Consider the following 17,033-nt stretch of genomic DNA (forward strand, 5'->3'; position numbering starts at 1 on the left):
TTCGAATTCACCACGGTTGCGCGGTGGTCGGCGCGGCAATGACCGCGTTCTCCGCCGCCAGCACCGCCGTCGGGATCACGACGATGGCGCGAACGCCGCCGTAGTCGGATTCGGTCAGACGCACCGAGATACCGTGCCGAATCCCCAACCGCGCCACCACGAACAGCCCGAGCCGAGAATCCGCCGACAGTGTCGCGACGCTGAAACCCGGTGGGTCGGCGAGCATTTCGTTGGCGCGTTCGAGTTCCGAATCCGACATGCCCATGCCCTGATCGCTGATCACCACGACAACGCCCGTGTCGATCAGGGTGCCGCTGACATCCACGCGCGACTGCGGCGGCGAGAACGCGGTCGCATTGTCGACAAGTTCGGCCAGTAGATGGATGAGATCGGCTACCACCGCACCGTTGACGAATACCGACGGCAGCCCGGCGTTGGCATACACCCGGGTGTATTGAACGGTTTCGGCGATCGCGGCGCGGACGAGATCGCCGAGTGCGACCGGACGTCGCCACTGTCGGCCAGGGCGGCCGCCACCGAGGATGATCAGATTCTCGGCATTGCGACGTCCTCGGGTGGCGAGATGGTCGAGCTGGAACAGTGTTTCCAGCAGTGCCGGATCCTCCTGTCGTCGCTCGGCCGCGTCGAGAATCTCCAGCTGTCGGTGCACGACGATCTGGCTGCGATGGGCGATATTGCTGAATACCGCGCGCACACCCTCGCGGGTATTCGCCTCGGTGACCGCGACCGCGACCGCGGCGCCGTGCGCCCGATTGAATGCCTGTGCGACCTGACCTATCTCGTCGGTACCGAAATCCAATTGTGCGGCTTCGGTTTTCGGGTCGATCCGCACACCGTCGTTCAGGCGACGCAAGGTTTGCGGCAACCGAACCTCCGCCACCGCAAGCGTTTCCGAGCGCAAGCGTTTCAGGCGTCCGATCAGCTGGTTGGCCAGCCACAGCGATAACAGGAACGCCAGCACAGCGACCGTACTCACGACACTCGCGACCAGCAACGAGTCGCGCGCGTGCCGGGCACCCGCGTCGGCGGCGTGCTGTTGGCCCTGTTTGGCGTGCCCCACCCACAGAGTCACCAACCGCTGGCTCACCTCGTCCGCGGCCGCGCGCCACTGCGCGACGCTGATCGGCAACCGCGGTGCACTTGTCGACCGCACCTCGACAATGGCGTTTTCCACCGCGCTGACCTGCTGCCAGGCCGGCGAAGCGGTGAGGTCCGCAGCGCGTTGCGCGTGGGCGGCGTCGAGTTCGGTTGCCAATCGCGCCATCTCGACGTGGTAGTAACTCACCAGGTTGCGGTATTCGGCGGACAGGTTCGGCGGCAGGCCCCGCGGGCGGACGGCCGCCGCGGTCAGCGCGCTGGCGCGCGACATGGATTCGACCACGTGCAACAGCTCGAGATTGCGGGTGAGTTCGGAGCCGGTGGCCGCGTCCGGAGCGAATTGTCCGATCGTCGCCGATCCCTCGTCCATGCCGTCCAATAGTCGGCAGTAAAAGTCGTAGGTGTCGGCGACCGGAAGCCGACCGGCGTCGATCGCACTGCGCAGCTCCGGTAACCGAGTCTTCAACTCTTCGAAGGCCGCCACCACGTTCCCCATCGCGCTGCCGCCAACGCGTTGGAATTCGACTTCGGTGGCTGCCAGCGTATTCAGCGCGCTATCGAACCGCATCCTCGCAGCGACCAACGCACCGGGATCGACGACCTCACCGGCCAGCTGCGATACCGACAGCAGTCGCTCCTGTTGCACGGCGAGGACCAATTCGCGTGTCGGGGTGAGATGACTGTCCAGCGTGCGAGCGAAGTCCTCCGCGTGCCGCGCGTCATTGAACAGATAGACCGAGGTACCCACCCCGAGGCAGATCAGTAGCAGGCTGGGCACCAGCGCAATAACAAGGATCCTCGTCCGGATGCCGCGGAACCGAGCCTTCAACACCGCGATAATATAGCTTACATTTTAGAGAATTACATTCTCGAACGGATGGCAGCCAGCACGGTGTCGCGCAGTTCCGGGCGGCAGATGAGTAGATCAGGCAGGTAGGGGTCGGGGCGGTTGTAGCGCAGCGGTGTGCCGTCGAGGCGCGAGACGTGCAGTCCGGCCGCCGCCGCGACGGCGACCGGGGCGCACGAATCCCATTCGTATTGACCGCCGGAATGGGCGTAGACATCGGCGGTCCCGCGCACGACGGCCATCGCCTTGGCGCCGGCCGACCCCATCGGCACCGGCGTCGCCGACAGTTCGGCCATCAGATGCGCGACGTTCTCGGAGAGCCGACTCCGCGATACGGCCACCCGGATGGGACCGGATTGCGGCGCTAGCAGCGCGGGCGGTTGCCCGGTGTGTAGGACCAGTCCCGCAGCGGGCAGTGCCACCGCCCCGACCACGGCTCGGCCGTCGACCGCGAGGGCGACATGCACGGCCCAGTCCACACGCGGCGGTTCGCCGTATTCCCGTGTGCCGTCGAGCGGGTCGATGATCCACACCCGGGACCGTTCGATGCGGCTCGGGTCGTCCGGACTTTCCTCCGACAGCACGATGTCCTCGGGACGCGCCTCCCGCAGCCGGTCCAGCAGCAGGGTATTGGACTTCCGGTCGCCGACCGCGCCGCCTTCGGAGCGGATATCGAGCAGGAGTTCGCCTGCTTCCTCGGCCAGCACCGCTGCCAGCGTGTGATCGTCCATTACTTCCCTACTGTCCGATGGCGGGATCGAGTATGCCTGCCTGTCGCAGGCGCTCGATGACCTTATCGGCCAGCGTCTCGGGGGTTTACGCACCGCTGGCATCCAGGTGCGAGCGGCGTCTCATACGGTGAGTCGATTCCAGTGAAGTTGAGCAGTTCGCCGCAACGAGCCTTGGCATACAAGCCTTTTCGGTCGCGGGCTGCTACGCCAACGGATATCGTTCGCCCGCCGCAGCATGCCCGCGGCGACAGGGTCCGGGGTGAAGCGATCGGCGAGGATGAACGCGCACATACGCGCTGACCACATCGGGCAGCTGGCATGCGACGTTCTCGGCCGAGCAGCGCTGGGACCCGAACGGCGGGGAGCAGCTTGCCGGTGCACAGCGCTGAAGAGTACGGTTCTCATTTACCGGAAATGTGATTCTTGGCCTGCGCGGTCCTTTCCGGTCGCGAGCACTCGCACGCCTCGACCCCGCCGCGCGCAGGGCACAGGGAGGACCACCCACCGATGCGATTCATCCTGCATTACCCAGAGACCACCGGCTACGACGGTGACATGCTCGACGTCGGCGCACTGCGCGATGTGGCGATCGCGGCCGAAAGGTCCGGCTTCGACGGTTTGTCTTTGAGTGAGCATCCAATTCCGGGCGCTCGATGGCTGGCTTCCGGCGGACATCAGACGCTTGATCCGTTCGTCGCGCTCGGCTACGTCGCCGGTGTGACCGAACGCCTGCGACTGATCACCTATCTCGCGGTCCTGCCATACCGCAATCCGTTCCTGCTGGCCAAAGCCGCGGCAACGCTGGACAAGCTGTCGGATGGACGGGCGATCATCGGTCTCGGCACGGGCTATCAGAAGAGTGAATTCCACGCTCTCGGAGTCGATTTCGATGAGCGCAACGCACTATTCGACGAAGCGCTGGACGTGCTGGCGCTGCATTGGAGCGGCGAGCCGTTCAGCTACCAGGGTCGCCATTTCAGCGCCCGTGATGTGATCGCCCGGCCGCGGCCGGTGCAGAATCCGATCCCGATCTGGATCGGTGGCAATTCGAAGCTGAGCCGCCGTCGGGTCGCCGCGCGCGCCCAGGGCTGGATCCCGATGACCGGCGGCGCGGAGCTGAGCAGCACGGCGCGCACACCGGAACTCGGCACACTCGACCAGCTCGCCGCCAAGATGGCCGAGGTGCGATCGGCGGCACAGGAGGCAGACCGAAGCGAGCACATCGATCTGGTCTACTCCTATCCGGACGCGACCATCGGCACCCCGGCGGTCGATGCCGACCGGCACCGCGAGGCATTCGCGGCATTGGCCAAGGCCGGCGTCGACTGGGTCGTCGTCTCCTGCCGCACGCGCGAGGCCGCCGCGACCTTCGACTTCATCGCCGAATTCGGCGCGACGTACACGAGCGCTCCCGGTTCTTAGGCGATCAGCGCGGCCGGTTCAGCACCTTATCCGCCGCCGCCCAGTGCTCGTCCGAAACCCACAGGTGCGCAAAGGCATTCACAGCCTCCGCGGCGGAAACCCCGGACAACACCCGCTTGATCTCACCCGCGGAGGGGTTGGCCAGCGACCGAGCCAGCGCCAGCCACCCCTCCTCGAACGACGCACGAGGCAGCACCCGGTCCACCAGGCCGAGGCGTTCGGCGTCGGCGGCGTCGAGCACAGTGCCCGAACCCGCGAGCAGCAGCGCTCGGCTGCGACCGACCAATGCGCTCAACCGCTCGGCACCACCCCATGCGGGCATGATTGCCAGCGCAACCTGGTTGAATGCGATCTTGATGTCGTCGGCGGCGACCCGGATATCCGCGGCGACCGCGACTTCGGCGCCACCACCGAAGGCGTGGCCGTTCATCGCGGCGATCACCGGCGCCGGGAAGGCCGCGAGGCGATCACAGATGCCCCGCATCCGCCAGGCCATCTCTTCGGCGGCTTCCAGGGTACGAATCGCGCCGAGCTGCTTGAGATCTCCGCCCGAGACGAACGCCTTGTCGCCGGCGCCACGGATGACCAGCGCGCGAGCCCCCTCTGCCGCATCGAGCGCCTTCTCGAGCTGCTCCATCGTCTCCGGCGCGATGGCATTGCGCGCCTGCGGGCGGTCGATGGTGACGACCGCAAGCCCGTCGCTCAGCTCGAGCTCCACCATGTCAGTTCTCCAATTCAGATATTGGTATTCTACTTTCTGGAGAATAGTATATTCGGAGCGGCAGCCCCCGACACTCATCCCATAACCACCCGACAGCGCCGCGGGTGTGGCCGACTCGTGCCCGCGCGCCGGGTACTTGGAGTCCATATGCGCACAATCCCCGCCGAACTGGTCGAACGCTACGAAGCCGAAGGGTGGTGGACCCGCGATTCGCTCGGCGACCTGCTTGCCCGCGGTCTGGCCGCCGCCCCCGATGCCCGGTTCCGCGTGCATTCGGCGGTCCGGCCCTATACCGGAACCTTCCGTGATGTGGAACTGGTCGCCCGCCGACTGGCCAGGGGGTTGCACAAGCGGGGTGTCGGTCCCGGTGATGTGGTGTCCTTCCAGCTGCCCAACTGGATGGAGGCCGCGGCAACCTTCTGGGCCGCAACCTTTCTCGGCGCGACCGTGGTTCCTATCGTGCATATCTACGGACCTCGAGAGGTCGGCTACATCCTGGGGGCGGTACGTCCGCGCGTCTTCGTCACCACCGACCGATTCGGTTCGATCGACTACGACCCGGCCGTCTACGCGGATGTGCCGATCGTCGGCGTCGTAGGCCGCACCTTCGACAATCTGCTCGATGAGGACCCGTTCGCCGGGGTCGTCGAGGTCGACCCCGCCGGTCCAGCGCTGATCGCCTTCACCTCCGGCACTACCCGCGCACCCAAGGGCGTAATCCACAGTCATCAAACGCTCGGCTGCGAGACCCGCCAGCTGGCCGAGCACTACCCGGCCGATCTCGGTCCGCAGATCACCGCCGCGCCGGTCGGCCATTTCATCGGCATGCTCAATGCCTTCCTCATTCCGATCCGGGACGGCATCGCGGTCAACCTGGTCGACACCTGGAATCCGGAACAGATCCTGACCCTGATGACCACCTACGGCATCACCGTCGCGGGCGGCGTGCCCTACTACCTCACCAGCCTGGTCGATCATCCCGACTTCACCGCCGAACATCTGCTGCACATGAAGTACGCGGGCATGGGCGGCGCATCGGTGCCGAGCTCGGTCACCGAGCGGCTGACCGAACTCGGCCTCATCGTCTATCGCTCCTACGGCAGCACCGAACACCCCTCGATCACCGCCTCCGATTGCACTGCCCCGGAGCCCAAGCGGCTATATACCGACGGCGATCCGCAGCCCGGCGTCGAGATCCGGATCATCGAGGACGGCGAAATCCTCAGTCGCGGACCGGATCTGTGTCTCGGCTACACCGATGAGGCGCTCACCGCGAAGGTTTTCGACGAGGAAGGCTGGTATCACACCGGGGATATCGGCGTACTCGACGAGGACGGGTTCCTCACCATTACCGATCGCACCTCCGACCTGATCATTCGCGGCGGTGAGAACATCAGCGCCCTCGAGGTCGAGGAAGTCCTGCTGACCATGCCTGTGGTCGCCGAGGCCGTTGCTGTAGCGGCGCCGGACCCCCGGCTCGGCGAGCATGTGGCCGCCGTGGTGCGACTGCATCCGGGTTCGAACGCCCCGACGCTGGCGGATCTACAAGCGCATTTCGCCGAGGCGGGCTTGGCCAAGCAGAAATGGCCGGAGCAGCTCCTGGTCGTCGAGGACTTTCCGCGCACCCCGAGCGGCAAGGTGCAGAAGTACCGGATCAGGCAGCGTCTTCGTGAGGCGTGATCAGCGGCTGATGGTGGAATGCCGCGGCCAGGGACGGCCATGGTAGCGCTCGATATCGGTATTGAACCGTTCGAGATAGGCCGCGAAGGCGGCGACATCGTCGGGCGACCAGTCGGCCATGATGTTGTCCAGATCGCGGACGCTCTTCGTGCGGTCGGAGTCGAGTTGGCGACCGCCCTCGGCGGTGATGCGGAACAGTCGAGCCATGCCGCCCTCGGGGTCCGGGATCCGTTCGATCAGACCCGCGCGCATCATCGCGGCGGTTTGCCGACGCAGCGTGGACGCTTCCAATCCCAGCGCCTCGCTGAGCTGACCGATGGACATCGGACCTTCGCCGTGCAGTCGATTGAGCAGGGTGTAGGCACTGCGTTCCATGCGACTGGCACCGCGCCGAGACGCCAGGCTGTACCGGCCGAGCAGCATGGTCTCGAACTCGATCAAATGCGTGGGCTTGTCCATCCCGACCCTTCTGCCGATATGCGCGTCGCCTATGACGCATGTGTATCACACACGACGTGCGCTACACCCTTGAATGTGCGCCCTACACGTGACATGTATTATACACGCTATGTCCGTCGAAAGGCGCGCCTCGGGTGGTGAAGGTCAGGAGGTGGGCTGGCTCAGGTCGTAGACCGTGCTGCCGCCGACCGTGATGGCGGTGTAGTGCGCCTTGACCCATGCGGTGATTTCGGTTGCGCTGCTATTGGATCCGCCGCCCGGGCCTGCGCCCATACCGCCGCCCGCGATGAAGTAGGCGATATCGCCATTGGCGATATACTGCTGGAATTGCGCCAGCGTCGGCGAATTGTCGCTGCCGGTGAAACCGCCGATCGCCATAATCGAAGCGCCGGTGGACAATTCGAGTCCACTCGCCGACATCGAACCCACCGCCGCAGCGGCCCAGCGGGTGTCGGTTTTGCGCACCAACTCCTGTAGTGCGGTGTTGGACGAATTCGAGCCGCCCGTCCCTGCGGCGTCTCGTTCGGCGGTCGCGTCGGCCCCTGCCTGCTCGGCACCGGCCCGTGCTGCGGCACCCGTTTGCTCGGCACCCGCTTGTCCAGCTACCGCGCCATCGAATGACGGTGCACCGGTTCCTGATTCGCCGGAACCATTAGGGGCCGCTCCCCCTCCGCCCATACCCATCCCCTTACCCGCAATGGCCGGGCCGGAGGTCGGAATGGAACCGGAATGCGCGGTCGCCGCGGTCTCGATCGCGTACGCGGTGGTCCCCGCGAGGCCGAACAGCAGCCCGGCGATGGCAACGACTGCCGTAAACCTGCCGAGTTGGTGTGCGCCCACGGCGACGACGGCGGCGACCACGATCGAACCGATCAGCACGATCCAGCGCAGCGCCGAGTACCAGTCGGGTGTGCGGTCGAGCAGGATGAAATTCCAGATGCCGGTCGAGGCGGACATCGCCGCGAGTGCGATACGCGCCGTGACGAATTGGCGGTCGCGCCACAACTCGACCACCGCGATACCGATCAGCGCCGCGATCGCCGGAGCGAGGGCGACGGTGTAGTACGGGTGCATGGTGCCCTGCATATAGCTGAAGACGACACCGGTGGCGAGCAGCCAACCGCCCCACAGCACCAAGCCCGCGCGCGTGCGTCCGGTCCGCGGGGTGCGACGGGTGAACCACAGACCAGCCACCAGACCGATCAAGGCAGCGGGTAGCAGCCAGGAAATTTCGGTGCCCATCGAGGCTCCGAACAATCGGGTGATCCCGGTGCTGCCGCCGAAGCCGGTGTTGCCACCACCACCATTGCCCTCACCGCCGAGAACACGACCGAGACCGTTGTAGCCGAGAGCGAGGTCGAGCAGGCTGTTGTCGGTCGAGCCGCCGATGTAGGGGCGTGAGTCAGCGGGCCACAGGCTGACCAGGGCGACGAACCAGCCACCCGAAATCACCATTGCCACGAAGGCGGCGAGGAGCTTGGCCATGCGACGCCAGAAACCGATCGGTGCGGCGACCAGGAACACCAGTCCGAGTGCGGGCAGCACCAGGAAGGCCTGCATCATCTTGGTGAGGAAGCCGAATCCCACTGCCGCACCGGCCAATACGAGCCAGCGTCCACTACCGTGCTCGGTCGCGCGGACCGTGCAGTAGGCCGCGAGGACGAGCAACAGCACCAGCAGTGCGTCCGGGTTGTTGAACCGGAACATCAGTGCCGCAACGGGTGTCAGGGCGAGCGCGGTGCCCGCGAGCAATCCGGCGGCCGTGCCGGTCCAGCGGCGTACCGCGGCATATACCAAGCCGACCGATGCGACTCCCATCAGGGCTTGGGGCAGCAGCATGGAAAACGAACTGAAGCCGAGCAGCCTGCCGGACAAGCCCATGACCCACAGCGATGCGGGTGGTTTGTCGACAGTGATGGCGTTGCCCGAATCCAGCGAACCGAACAGCAGCGCCTTCCAGCTCTGCGTGCCCGCCTGCACCGCGGCGGCGTAGAAGTCGTTGGCCCAGCCGCTGGCAGCGAGATTCCAGATGTACAGCAGTGCCGTCGCTATGAGCAGCATGGCGAGCGGTACCCGCCGCGCCAGCGAGCCGCGCCCGGCTGGCCGCGCATCCAGTGGCTCGACGGCCGGGGCGGCTGGAGCTTCCAGCAATGTCGTTGTCATGCTTCGATCGTCGCGGCCGGAGGTAGTTGCAGGCTCTGCCGTAACTGTGAGTTCGCTGTGTGGCGCAGCACTCAGGTCGCGGCTGTGGCACCAGGCAGGCGCACGGTGAATTCGGTGCGGCCGGGCGCACTCTCGACGCAGATATCGCCGCCGTGTGCCTTGACGACAGCCGCGACTATCGCCAGCCCGAGACCGGTGCTGCCCGCTCGTCGGGAGCGCGACGAGTCACCGCGGGCGAAACGCTGAAAGACCAGCGGCTGCGAGGCTTCCGGGATGCCGGGTCCGTCGTCGGTGACGCGCCACACGGCTCCCCCGTCGCCATTGGATTCCAGCGTCGTGAGCACCGTGGTGCTGGGACCGGTGTGGACGCGCGCGTTGGTCAGCAGATTGGCGAGCACCTGATGCAACCGGGCCGCGTCACCCGTCGTCACGACCGGCTCGTTGGGCAACTCCAGATCCCAGCGGTGTTCGGGGCCGGCGATATGCGCGTCGCTCACCGCGTCCACCGTGAGCTGAGTCAGATCCACCGACTCGTGTTCGAGCCCACGTCCGGAATCCAACCGCGCGAGCAACAGCATGTCCTCGACAAGACCGGTCATGCGCCGGGATTCGGAGTCGACGCGGCCCATGGCATAGGCCACCTCGCCGGGCACCTCCGCCCGTTTGCGTTGTGCCAGTTCGGCATAGCCGCGAATAGCGGCCAGCGGTGTGCGCAGCTCGTGACTGGCATCGGCGAGGAATTGCCGGACCCGGGTCTCGCTGTCGTGCCGCGCCGACAACGCACTGGTGATGTGATCGAGCATCCGGTTCACCGCCGAACCGAGCTGACCGACCTCGGTGCGCGGATCGGCATCCGCGGCCGGAACCCGAACGGGCAGTACGACTTCGCCGCGATCCAGTTCCAGATCGGCCACCCGCACGGCCGTCGCGGCGACTCGATCCAGGGGCGCGAGCGCGTGCCGGATGAGCCAGATGCCGACCGTGATCGCGATGATCGACACGATCGCCGTGACGATCCCCAGGATCAGCAAGACGCGCAGCAGGGTGGCCTCGACAGCGGTCAACGGCATACCGGTGACAACGATCTCACCCGACCACGCCGCATCCGCGACCACCCGATAGCGGCCCTGACCGTCGAGCGCGAGGTCGACCGGCTTCCCGTTGGCCGGTACTGCGGCGAGCTGCTGTTGTGCGGTATGCGAGAGCGGACGCTGCGTGCCGTCGGCACCGATCCGGCCCGCCTTGGTGACACTGCTCGTCGTCGACGACCAGCACGCTGATGGGGCTGCCGTCGGCGCGGCACATGACTACTCGTTCGGCCGGGCCGTTCCCGACGCTCATCGCGGACATCGTCCTACCATGACCGCGGACGCTAGGCGGTAGCTGTGCCGAATCTGTGTGTCAGCTGTGAGCCCATACCCAGCCGATCCAGAACTCGCGCATGGCCGACTCCAAGACAGGCGGGCCACGGTTCGGATCCGAGTATTCATCCGGTCCGCACCGCAAGGAGCACCGTGAGTCATCCCACGCAACAGCCGCCAACGGAACCCGACAGGGTCTGGGGCGCACCAGAGCCCGTGCAGACGGGCACCTGGTCCACCAAGAAGACCCTTGCCGCGGTCAATGAGCGGCAGCCCCAGCCAGGCAAGCGGCAGCCCGAGCCAGGCAAGCGGCAGCCCCAGCCGAGCAGGCGGCGGGCCCGCCAGTTGGGCGATGGTACGTCCGGAGCGGGCAGGGGCGGTCGGCGGAGCCGAAGCGGCAACCGGTCGGTTCACAGCTGGCACTTAAGTTCCGCCAACGATGGTCAAATGTTGGGCCTCAACGATTCTCGGGGTCGGCGCGGACAAGCGGCCGACGGTTTCGGATCTGATCCGACAACAGGAGGAATGCAGATGAGTTTCACATCGAAGCTGGCAGTGACCGCGGCGGCCGGTGCCGTCGCGCTCGGCATGCTCGGCATCGGAGCCGGTGCGGCGAGCGCCGACGGACAACAGGAACCGGTGCCCGGACAGCAGTGCCAGCCTCCTGGCGATCACCCGCAGGGCCCACCTCCCGGCGACCACCCGGACGGCCCGCCCCCCGGCGACCACCCGGACGGCCCGCCCCCCGGCGACCACCAGGGCCCGCCCCCCGGTGACCACCAGGGCCCGCCGCCCGGCGACCACCCGCAAGGCCCGCCACCGCAGTGCCAGTCCGGCCAGTAATCCCCTGCGCCCCAACACACCCCGATGACATAAGCGCGGCGATGGACTCAACAGCCCACCGCCGCGCCTTCATCGGCACCGGCGAGTAGTCGCGACGAATCATCCGCCCACCGAAATCCCGCGACCGCCGACCCCGCAGCGGCAACCCCCGATCAAGATCACGTGGCACTGGTGGCGTTGGTTCTCGACCGATGCCGCCGCAGATTCCACCTGATCTTGATCGCGGGAGGTTTAGGGTGTGTCGAAGGCCTTGTGGATCATGGCATTTCGAGTTGTGGGAGTGAAGTATGATGGCTCGGGCGGTCGCTCGGAGTCGCAGGCGGCTGTATCGAAGTCTTGTGCCAATCGACCGAGGTGGCGGATATGGGTCTGAGCGGTAAGCGGTTCCTGGATGTGGCCGGGAGCAGGGATACGGCCGTGACGGTGCTGGCATCGATTACCGCGTTGTACTACCTGATCGTGGCGGTCACCAACTGTATCGACACCGATACCAATCGGCGCGGTGTGCAAGCGGTGCTGTCGATGCAGGCCACGATTCACCACTCCGGTACCGACTGGCATGCCATCACCAACAGCACGGTCATCCTTATCGCCTACATACTTATCGTTACCTGGGAGTATCTGACCGGCTTCGTGCTGCTCGCGGGTGCAGCGACCGGCTGGTGGGCGCTGTTCGGCCGGAACTCGGCCAGATCCGCACTCGCAGCGAAGTTGTCGAGTCTCGGCTGGACCATGGCCGTGCTGCTGTTCGCGGGCGGCTTCCTCACCATCGGCGGCGAGTGGTTCCGGATGTGGGCCAACAAACAGGTGAACGCCACGTCAGCGGCGCTGCAGAACTTCCTCATCGCCGCCATCGGACTCATCCTCGTGCACATGTCGAGCCGATCCGAAACCCGAGAGCAGCCGTAGCAGAAGACGTTTCGTCCAGGGCGTGCGGCATTTCGGCGAGAGCGTGCGGAGCACCTCAACCAGAGTAGGGGTAGCGGCGCATCCACTTGGTCATGATCCATTTTTCGCCGGCGAGGACCGGCGCTCCGGCATGCTTTGTCCCCGGGTCGAGCTGTCCCAGGTTATTGAAGTATCGGAAATAGACCGCATGGCCTTTACGCGGGAGAACCGAAATGCCTGCTTCCGGAAAGACGGTGTCACCGCCGCCTTCGACGTCGTTGAGGTAGACCACGAGAGTCGCCGTCCGCTGGCCGCCGCGAGTGAGATGAGCGGCATGGCCTGGTTGATCCGGCGGAAAGTAATCGAAATGGGAACGGTACTCGCCGCCGACCCCGTACCGCAGAATTTGCAATCCTTCACCGTTCTCCAATGGCCAGTTCATCAGAGCGGAGATCCGCCGATCGAGTCGGTCGATCAAAGGGGTCTCGGACAACTGAAAAGAGGTGCTTTCGCTGGAGCGATTCGTAACTATCTCCGGACGCCCGGTTTCGGGGTCGACGATCGTGGACCGCTGCAATTTATCTCGAGACAGCTCGATCACTTGATCACATTCCTCGGCGGAGAGCACATTGCCGAACAGGATCAACTGCGGCCGTTCCACCCGCAATACCGAGTAGATCGCGCGGTCGTGCGCGTGAATAATTCGCTCGGGCGAAACGGGGCACGTGTCGTACGCGTAGCCTGAGGATGCCGGAACCTCTCCCGCCAGCAAACCGTGCACTGCCGCCGAGGCCACTTCCCTGTCGAAACCGCCCCTGATCATTGATTCGATTACCGACTCGACCGAACAACCTCGTGCGAGATTTTCCGCTAACCAGTTCCGCCACGAAGCATCCATTGTCATCGTCATATGGACAGAGTTTATGCGTCGATACCAGCGGCCCACTTTTCACTGCTGGGAATCAAGTAACACCGTTGCCGCCGAAATTCGCGCCGGGCGCACGCAAGGAAATCGGTGAGATCCCTCAGCGGCTCAGCACGGTGGTGTCGAAGAAATGCCTAGAGGCCCGGTACATATGCCTGCCCATTTCGATCGGACGACCGGAATCATCGAAGGCGACTCGCTGCATGGTCAGCAATGGCGCGTTGGTGCGCTCATCCAGCAGCTGCGCCTCGGCCCGGGTGGCACCGCGCGCACCGATCCGCTGACGCGCGAGTGCGATGTGAATTCCCTTGGACCGCAGGCATTCATAGAATCCGTGTAGTTCGAGCTGGTCGGGGGCGGGCGCGAATTCGGCGGGCACGTAGTTGGTCATGACGGCCAGCGGCTCACTTCCGGCTCGGCGCAGCCTGCGGAAGGTGACGAAGCGGGCGTCCTCGGGCACACCGAGTTCCTTGGCGATATCGGGGTCCGGAGCGCCGAGCTGGTAGTCGAGCAATTCGGTGGTCGGCTGCTGGCCCGCGGTGAGCAGGTCGTCGTACAGACTGGTCAATTCGACCGGGCGATACACCTGATTCTGCACCACCTGGGTGCCCACCCCGCGCCTACGCATCAAGAGTCCTTTTTCGACCAGCGCCTGGATCGCCTGTCGCGTGGTCGGCCGTGACAGTCTGAGCCGTTTGGCCAGGTCCAGCTCATTTTCGAGGCGGTCCCCCGGAGCGAGCCGACCTTCCAGGATGGCATTCTCGATACCTTGTGCCAGTTGGAAATACAGCGGGATGGGGCTCGTGCGGTCGATCGCGATATCCAGTGGCACTGGCATCGTCGGCTCCTCGGGGCGAGCGGGACGCAGGTCAACGTCCATTTCTAGGCACAATAGTAAGCCTATTGTCTGTACAACAGTATGTCCTGACAAAGTCTTGACAAGTAGATACGACGGGCGCACAGTCTGGATACGCGGCGATGCCCGTCCCCTCGGACCCTGGAGTCAGCCTGTGAACGCTCAATTCGAGGTCGTGTCGACCGGCAGGGTCGGTGTCGATATCTATCCGCTCCAGTCCGGTGTGGGTCTGGAAGATGTCGAAACCTTCGGAAAGTTCCTCGGTGGCAGTGCCGCCAATGTGGCCGTCGCGGCGGCGCGGCTCGGGCGGCGCACCGCGCTGTGGTCCGGAGTCGGCGACGATCCCTTCGGCCGATATGTGCGCCGCGAATTGGTCCGGCTCGGTGTATCGGACGCCCTCGTGCAGACCAGCGATGGCCTGCCGACCCCGGTAACGTTCTGCGAGATCTTCCCGCCGGACGATTTCCCCCTGTACTTCTATCGCAAGCCGAGCGCACCGGACCTGCAGATAACCGGCGGCCAAGTAGATCCCGACATCATCCGGGAGGCGGGCGTGTACTGGTCGACGGTCACCGGCTTGTCCCAAGAACCCTCTCGTGCAGCGCATTTCGATGCTTGGTCGATCCGGGAACGGCGGCCGCTGACCGTACTCGATCTGGACTACCGGCCGATGTTCTGGGCCGATGAGAACCAGGCCCGCGCACAGGTACGCGAGGCCCTGACCCAGGTGACGGTGGCGGTCGGCAATCGCGAGGAGTGTCGCATCGCCGTCGACGAGACCGATCCGCATCGCGCCGCCGACGCGCTATTGGATCTGGGTGTCGAACTGGCCATCGTCAAACAGGGCCCGGACGGGGTGCTCGGCAAGTCCCGCCACGAATCGGTCGTGGTGCCACCGGCCACCGTCGAGGTGGTCAACGGCCTCGGCGCGGGCGATGCCTTCGGCGGCAGCCTGTGTCACGGTCTGCTGGCCGGTTGGGATCTGGAGACCATCCTGCGCCGCGCCAATGCCGCCGGTGCGATCGTGGCCGCCCGGCTCGAATGCTCCACCGCCATGCCGACCAGCGACGAAATCGATGATCTCGTCGCGCTGTCACTGACCGGAGAGGCCCAGAAATGAAGGGAGCACCGCGCAGCGATTCGATGAGAGGTGGCCGTGCGGCGGGCGAGGGCGAATCAATCTCGGCCCCGGCGAGCGTGCGGTCCTATGCCGAGCTGACCGAGTTGCGTGCGGCCGATCCCGGCGCCATCGCCAGAGCTTTCGCGACGCGTACCCGGCGGGGTCTGGTGCGCCGCGACGGGCGGCTGATGATCATCGCCGCCGATCATCCGGCCCGTGGCGCGCTGTCGGCATCCGGCAACCCCTATGCCATGAACAGCCGCAAGGAACTGCTGGACCGGCTGGTCACGGCATTGGCTCGGCCGGGCGTGGACGGCGTGCTGGGCACCGCGGACATCCTCGAGGATCTACTGCTGCTCGGCGCACTCGAGGACAAGGTCGTCTTCAGCTCGATGAACCGCGGTGGTATCGCGGGTGCGGATTTCGAGCTCGACGACCGGATGACCGGATATACCGCGCGGGCCACTGCCGCGGCCGGGCTCAACGGCGCGAAAATGCTCAACCGGTTCGATCTCACCGATCCGGGCACGCTGTCGATGATGACCGCGAGTGCCGCGGCCATCGATGATCTCGCCGCGCTCGGTTTGACCGCATTGCTCGAGCCGTTCATATCGCACCGGCCGGATGGGCCGGGGACCGCGGTGGTCAACGATCTGTCGCCGGATGCGGTCATCAAGAGCGTGCATCTGGCGCAGGGATTGGGCTCCACCTCGGCGTATACCTGGCTGAAGCTGCCCGTCGTCGAGGAGATGGAGCGAGTCATGGATGCCACCACGCTGCCTACCTTGCTGCTCGGCGGCGACCCACAGACCAGCCCGGACGAAACCTATGCGCGCTGGGCGAAAGCCCTTGCGCTGCCAGGCGTTCGGGGCCTGATCGTGGGTCGTGCACTGCTGTATCCGCCGGACGACAATGTCACGGATGCGGTGGATACGGCCGTTTCGCTGGTGCGGTGATCGCGATGCACAGCATGCATTACGTGCCCGCCGCCCGCACCTACCGTGCGCCGTACACGGTGGCGCTCACCCAGGAGGCGGCCGGGTGGAATCATGCCAGTCTGCACGTCATCGAGCTCGCGCCGGGACAGTCGCATCGCACGCACAGCCGTTCCGACGAGATCGTCGTGGTGCCGCTATCCGGTTCGTGCCTGGTGGCCAGCGCTGGCGAGCGGTACGAATTATCCGGGCGCAATAGCGTTTTCGACGGACCAACAGATTTCGCGTATATCGGACGGGACAGCTCCTACACCGTGACCAGCACCAGCGGTGGACGATTCGCGCTCGGCGGTGCCCGGGCGCAGCGGCAGCTGCCACTGCGCTACGTGCCCGCCGCCGATGTGGCGGTGGAGTTGCGCGGTGCGGGCAATTGCAGCCGTCAGGTACATAATTTCGCGACCGCGGACGCCTTCGAGGCCGACTCGATCATCGCTTGCGAGGTGATCACTCCCAGCGGTAACTGGTCGTCGTATCCGGCACACAAACACGATGAGCTCTCCGATACCGAGACTCCGCTCGAGGAGATCTACTACTTCGAATTCGCCCGTGGCGCAGACGATTCACCCGGATTCGGCTACCACCGGGTGTACGGGACTCCCGAGCGGCCGATCGATGTGCTCGAGGAGGTCCGCGACGGTGATGTAGTGCTGGTGCCGCACGGCTATCATGGACCATCCATCGCCGCACCCGGCTATCACATGTACTACCTGAACATCATGGCCGGTCCCGGACCGGAGCGGGCTTGGCGGATCAGCGACGACCCGGCGCAGACGTGGCTGCGCGGCGCCTGGACCGATATGGAAATCGATCCGCGCCTCCCGATGAACACCAGGAAGACTCGGCGGTGATCCGAATCTCGGCTTCCCACTGAATCTCCGGCTGGTTTCTCAGCATAGGGAACAG

At 65.5% G+C, this 17,033-nt stretch carries 15 protein-coding genes and 2 pseudogenes; 7 read left to right on the forward strand and 10 right to left on the reverse strand.

The window, feature by feature from the left end; genetic code table 11:
• Window positions 1-7 precede the first annotated feature (7 nt).
• The 3 genes from ACQP2U_RS29890 to ACQP2U_RS29900 form a co-directional block, all read right to left on the reverse strand.
• The gene (locus ACQP2U_RS29890; protein ID WP_433710523.1) at window positions 8-1,951 is read right to left on the reverse strand and encodes a sensor histidine kinase; all 1,944 of its coding nucleotides are present in this window, start codon (window positions 1,949-1,951) and stop codon (window positions 8-10) included.
• A gap of 29 nt (window positions 1,952-1,980) precedes the next feature.
• Window positions 1,981-2,697, reverse strand: coding sequence for a 3'(2'),5'-bisphosphate nucleotidase CysQ (locus ACQP2U_RS29895; RefSeq protein WP_433710524.1), 717 nt, complete (start codon window positions 2,695-2,697; stop codon window positions 1,981-1,983).
• 62 nt (window positions 2,698-2,759) lie between these two features.
• Window positions 2,760-3,017, reverse strand: coding sequence for an adenylyl-sulfate kinase (locus ACQP2U_RS29900; protein WP_433710525.1), 258 nt, complete (start codon window positions 3,015-3,017; stop codon window positions 2,760-2,762).
• Between the two features lie 187 nt (window positions 3,018-3,204).
• Between ACQP2U_RS29900 and ACQP2U_RS29905 the strand changes: the two genes are divergently transcribed.
• Complete coding sequence (locus ACQP2U_RS29905) at window positions 3,205-4,119, forward strand: LLM class F420-dependent oxidoreductase (protein WP_433710526.1); 915 nt, start codon at window positions 3,205-3,207, stop codon at window positions 4,117-4,119.
• A 4-nt stretch (window positions 4,120-4,123) separates the two neighbouring features.
• On the opposite strand, the gene ACQP2U_RS29910 is transcribed toward ACQP2U_RS29905, so the two are convergent.
• Window positions 4,124-4,840: an enoyl-CoA hydratase/isomerase family protein gene (locus ACQP2U_RS29910; RefSeq protein WP_433710527.1), complete on the reverse strand. Its 717-nt coding sequence runs from the start codon at window positions 4,838-4,840 to the stop codon at window positions 4,124-4,126.
• A gap of 147 nt (window positions 4,841-4,987) precedes the next feature.
• On the opposite strand from ACQP2U_RS29910, the gene ACQP2U_RS29915 reads away from it, so the two are divergent.
• Window positions 4,988-6,520, forward strand: coding sequence for an AMP-binding protein (locus ACQP2U_RS29915; protein WP_433710528.1), 1,533 nt, complete (start codon window positions 4,988-4,990; stop codon window positions 6,518-6,520).
• On the opposite strand, the gene ACQP2U_RS29920 is transcribed toward ACQP2U_RS29915, so the two are convergent.
• From ACQP2U_RS29920 to ACQP2U_RS29935, 4 genes and pseudogenes are all read right to left on the reverse strand, one after another.
• Complete coding sequence (locus ACQP2U_RS29920) at window positions 6,521-6,979, reverse strand: MarR family winged helix-turn-helix transcriptional regulator (RefSeq protein ID WP_433710529.1); 459 nt, start codon at window positions 6,977-6,979, stop codon at window positions 6,521-6,523. It lies immediately after the preceding gene.
• Between the two features lie 144 nt (window positions 6,980-7,123).
• Window positions 7,124-9,142: an ArnT family glycosyltransferase gene (locus ACQP2U_RS29925; protein WP_433710530.1), complete on the reverse strand. Its 2,019-nt coding sequence runs from the start codon at window positions 9,140-9,142 to the stop codon at window positions 7,124-7,126.
• Window positions 9,143-9,213: 71 nt separating this feature from the next.
• Window positions 9,214-10,383: pseudogene (locus ACQP2U_RS29930) on the reverse strand (sensor histidine kinase); the annotation flags it as partial.
• Window positions 10,384-10,396: 13 nt separating this feature from the next.
• A pseudogene (locus tag ACQP2U_RS29935) lies at window positions 10,397-10,483 on the reverse strand (DNA-binding response regulator); the annotation flags it as partial.
• Window positions 10,484-11,034: 551 nt separating this feature from the next.
• On the opposite strand from ACQP2U_RS29935, the gene ACQP2U_RS29940 reads away from it, so the two are divergent.
• Window positions 11,035-11,346, forward strand: coding sequence for a hypothetical protein (locus ACQP2U_RS29940; protein ID WP_433710531.1), 312 nt, complete (start codon window positions 11,035-11,037; stop codon window positions 11,344-11,346).
• Between the two features lie 363 nt (window positions 11,347-11,709).
• Window positions 11,710-12,255 carry a DUF2165 domain-containing protein gene (locus ACQP2U_RS29945; RefSeq protein ID WP_433710532.1) on the forward strand — a complete coding sequence of 182 codons (546 nt, stop codon included), beginning with the start codon at window positions 11,710-11,712 and terminating at the stop codon, window positions 12,253-12,255.
• A gap of 55 nt (window positions 12,256-12,310) precedes the next feature.
• Here ACQP2U_RS29945 and ACQP2U_RS29950 read toward each other — a convergent pair whose 3' ends face one another.
• Complete coding sequence (locus ACQP2U_RS29950; RefSeq protein WP_433710533.1) at window positions 12,311-13,144, reverse strand: 2OG-Fe(II) oxygenase; 834 nt, start codon at window positions 13,142-13,144, stop codon at window positions 12,311-12,313.
• Window positions 13,145-13,259: 115 nt separating this feature from the next.
• Window positions 13,260-13,997: a GntR family transcriptional regulator gene (locus tag ACQP2U_RS29955; protein ID WP_433710534.1), complete on the reverse strand. Its 738-nt coding sequence runs from the start codon at window positions 13,995-13,997 to the stop codon at window positions 13,260-13,262.
• Between the two features lie 172 nt (window positions 13,998-14,169).
• Here ACQP2U_RS29955 and iolC point away from each other — a divergent pair, with 172 nt between their 5' ends.
• The 3 genes from iolC to iolB are packed head-to-tail and all read left to right on the forward strand — an operon-like array spanning window position 14,170 to window position 16,978.
• Window positions 14,170-15,135 (forward strand): 5-dehydro-2-deoxygluconokinase, encoded by a 966-nt coding sequence (gene iolC, locus ACQP2U_RS29960; RefSeq protein WP_433710535.1) that lies wholly within the window; start codon window positions 14,170-14,172, stop codon window positions 15,133-15,135.
• A 23-nt stretch (window positions 15,136-15,158) separates the two neighbouring features.
• Window positions 15,159-16,091, forward strand: a complete 933-nt coding sequence (locus ACQP2U_RS29965; protein WP_433716619.1) for a Cgl0159 family (beta/alpha)8-fold protein — start codon at window positions 15,159-15,161, stop codon at window positions 16,089-16,091.
• 5 nt (window positions 16,092-16,096) lie between these two features.
• Window positions 16,097-16,978, forward strand: coding sequence for a 5-deoxy-glucuronate isomerase (gene iolB / locus ACQP2U_RS29970; protein WP_433710536.1), 882 nt, complete (start codon window positions 16,097-16,099; stop codon window positions 16,976-16,978).
• Window positions 16,979-17,033 lie beyond the last annotated feature (55 nt).

This window comes from Nocardia sp. CA-084685, from assembly GCF_050955785.1.
GTDB lineage: Bacteria > Actinomycetota > Actinomycetes > Mycobacteriales > Mycobacteriaceae > Nocardia.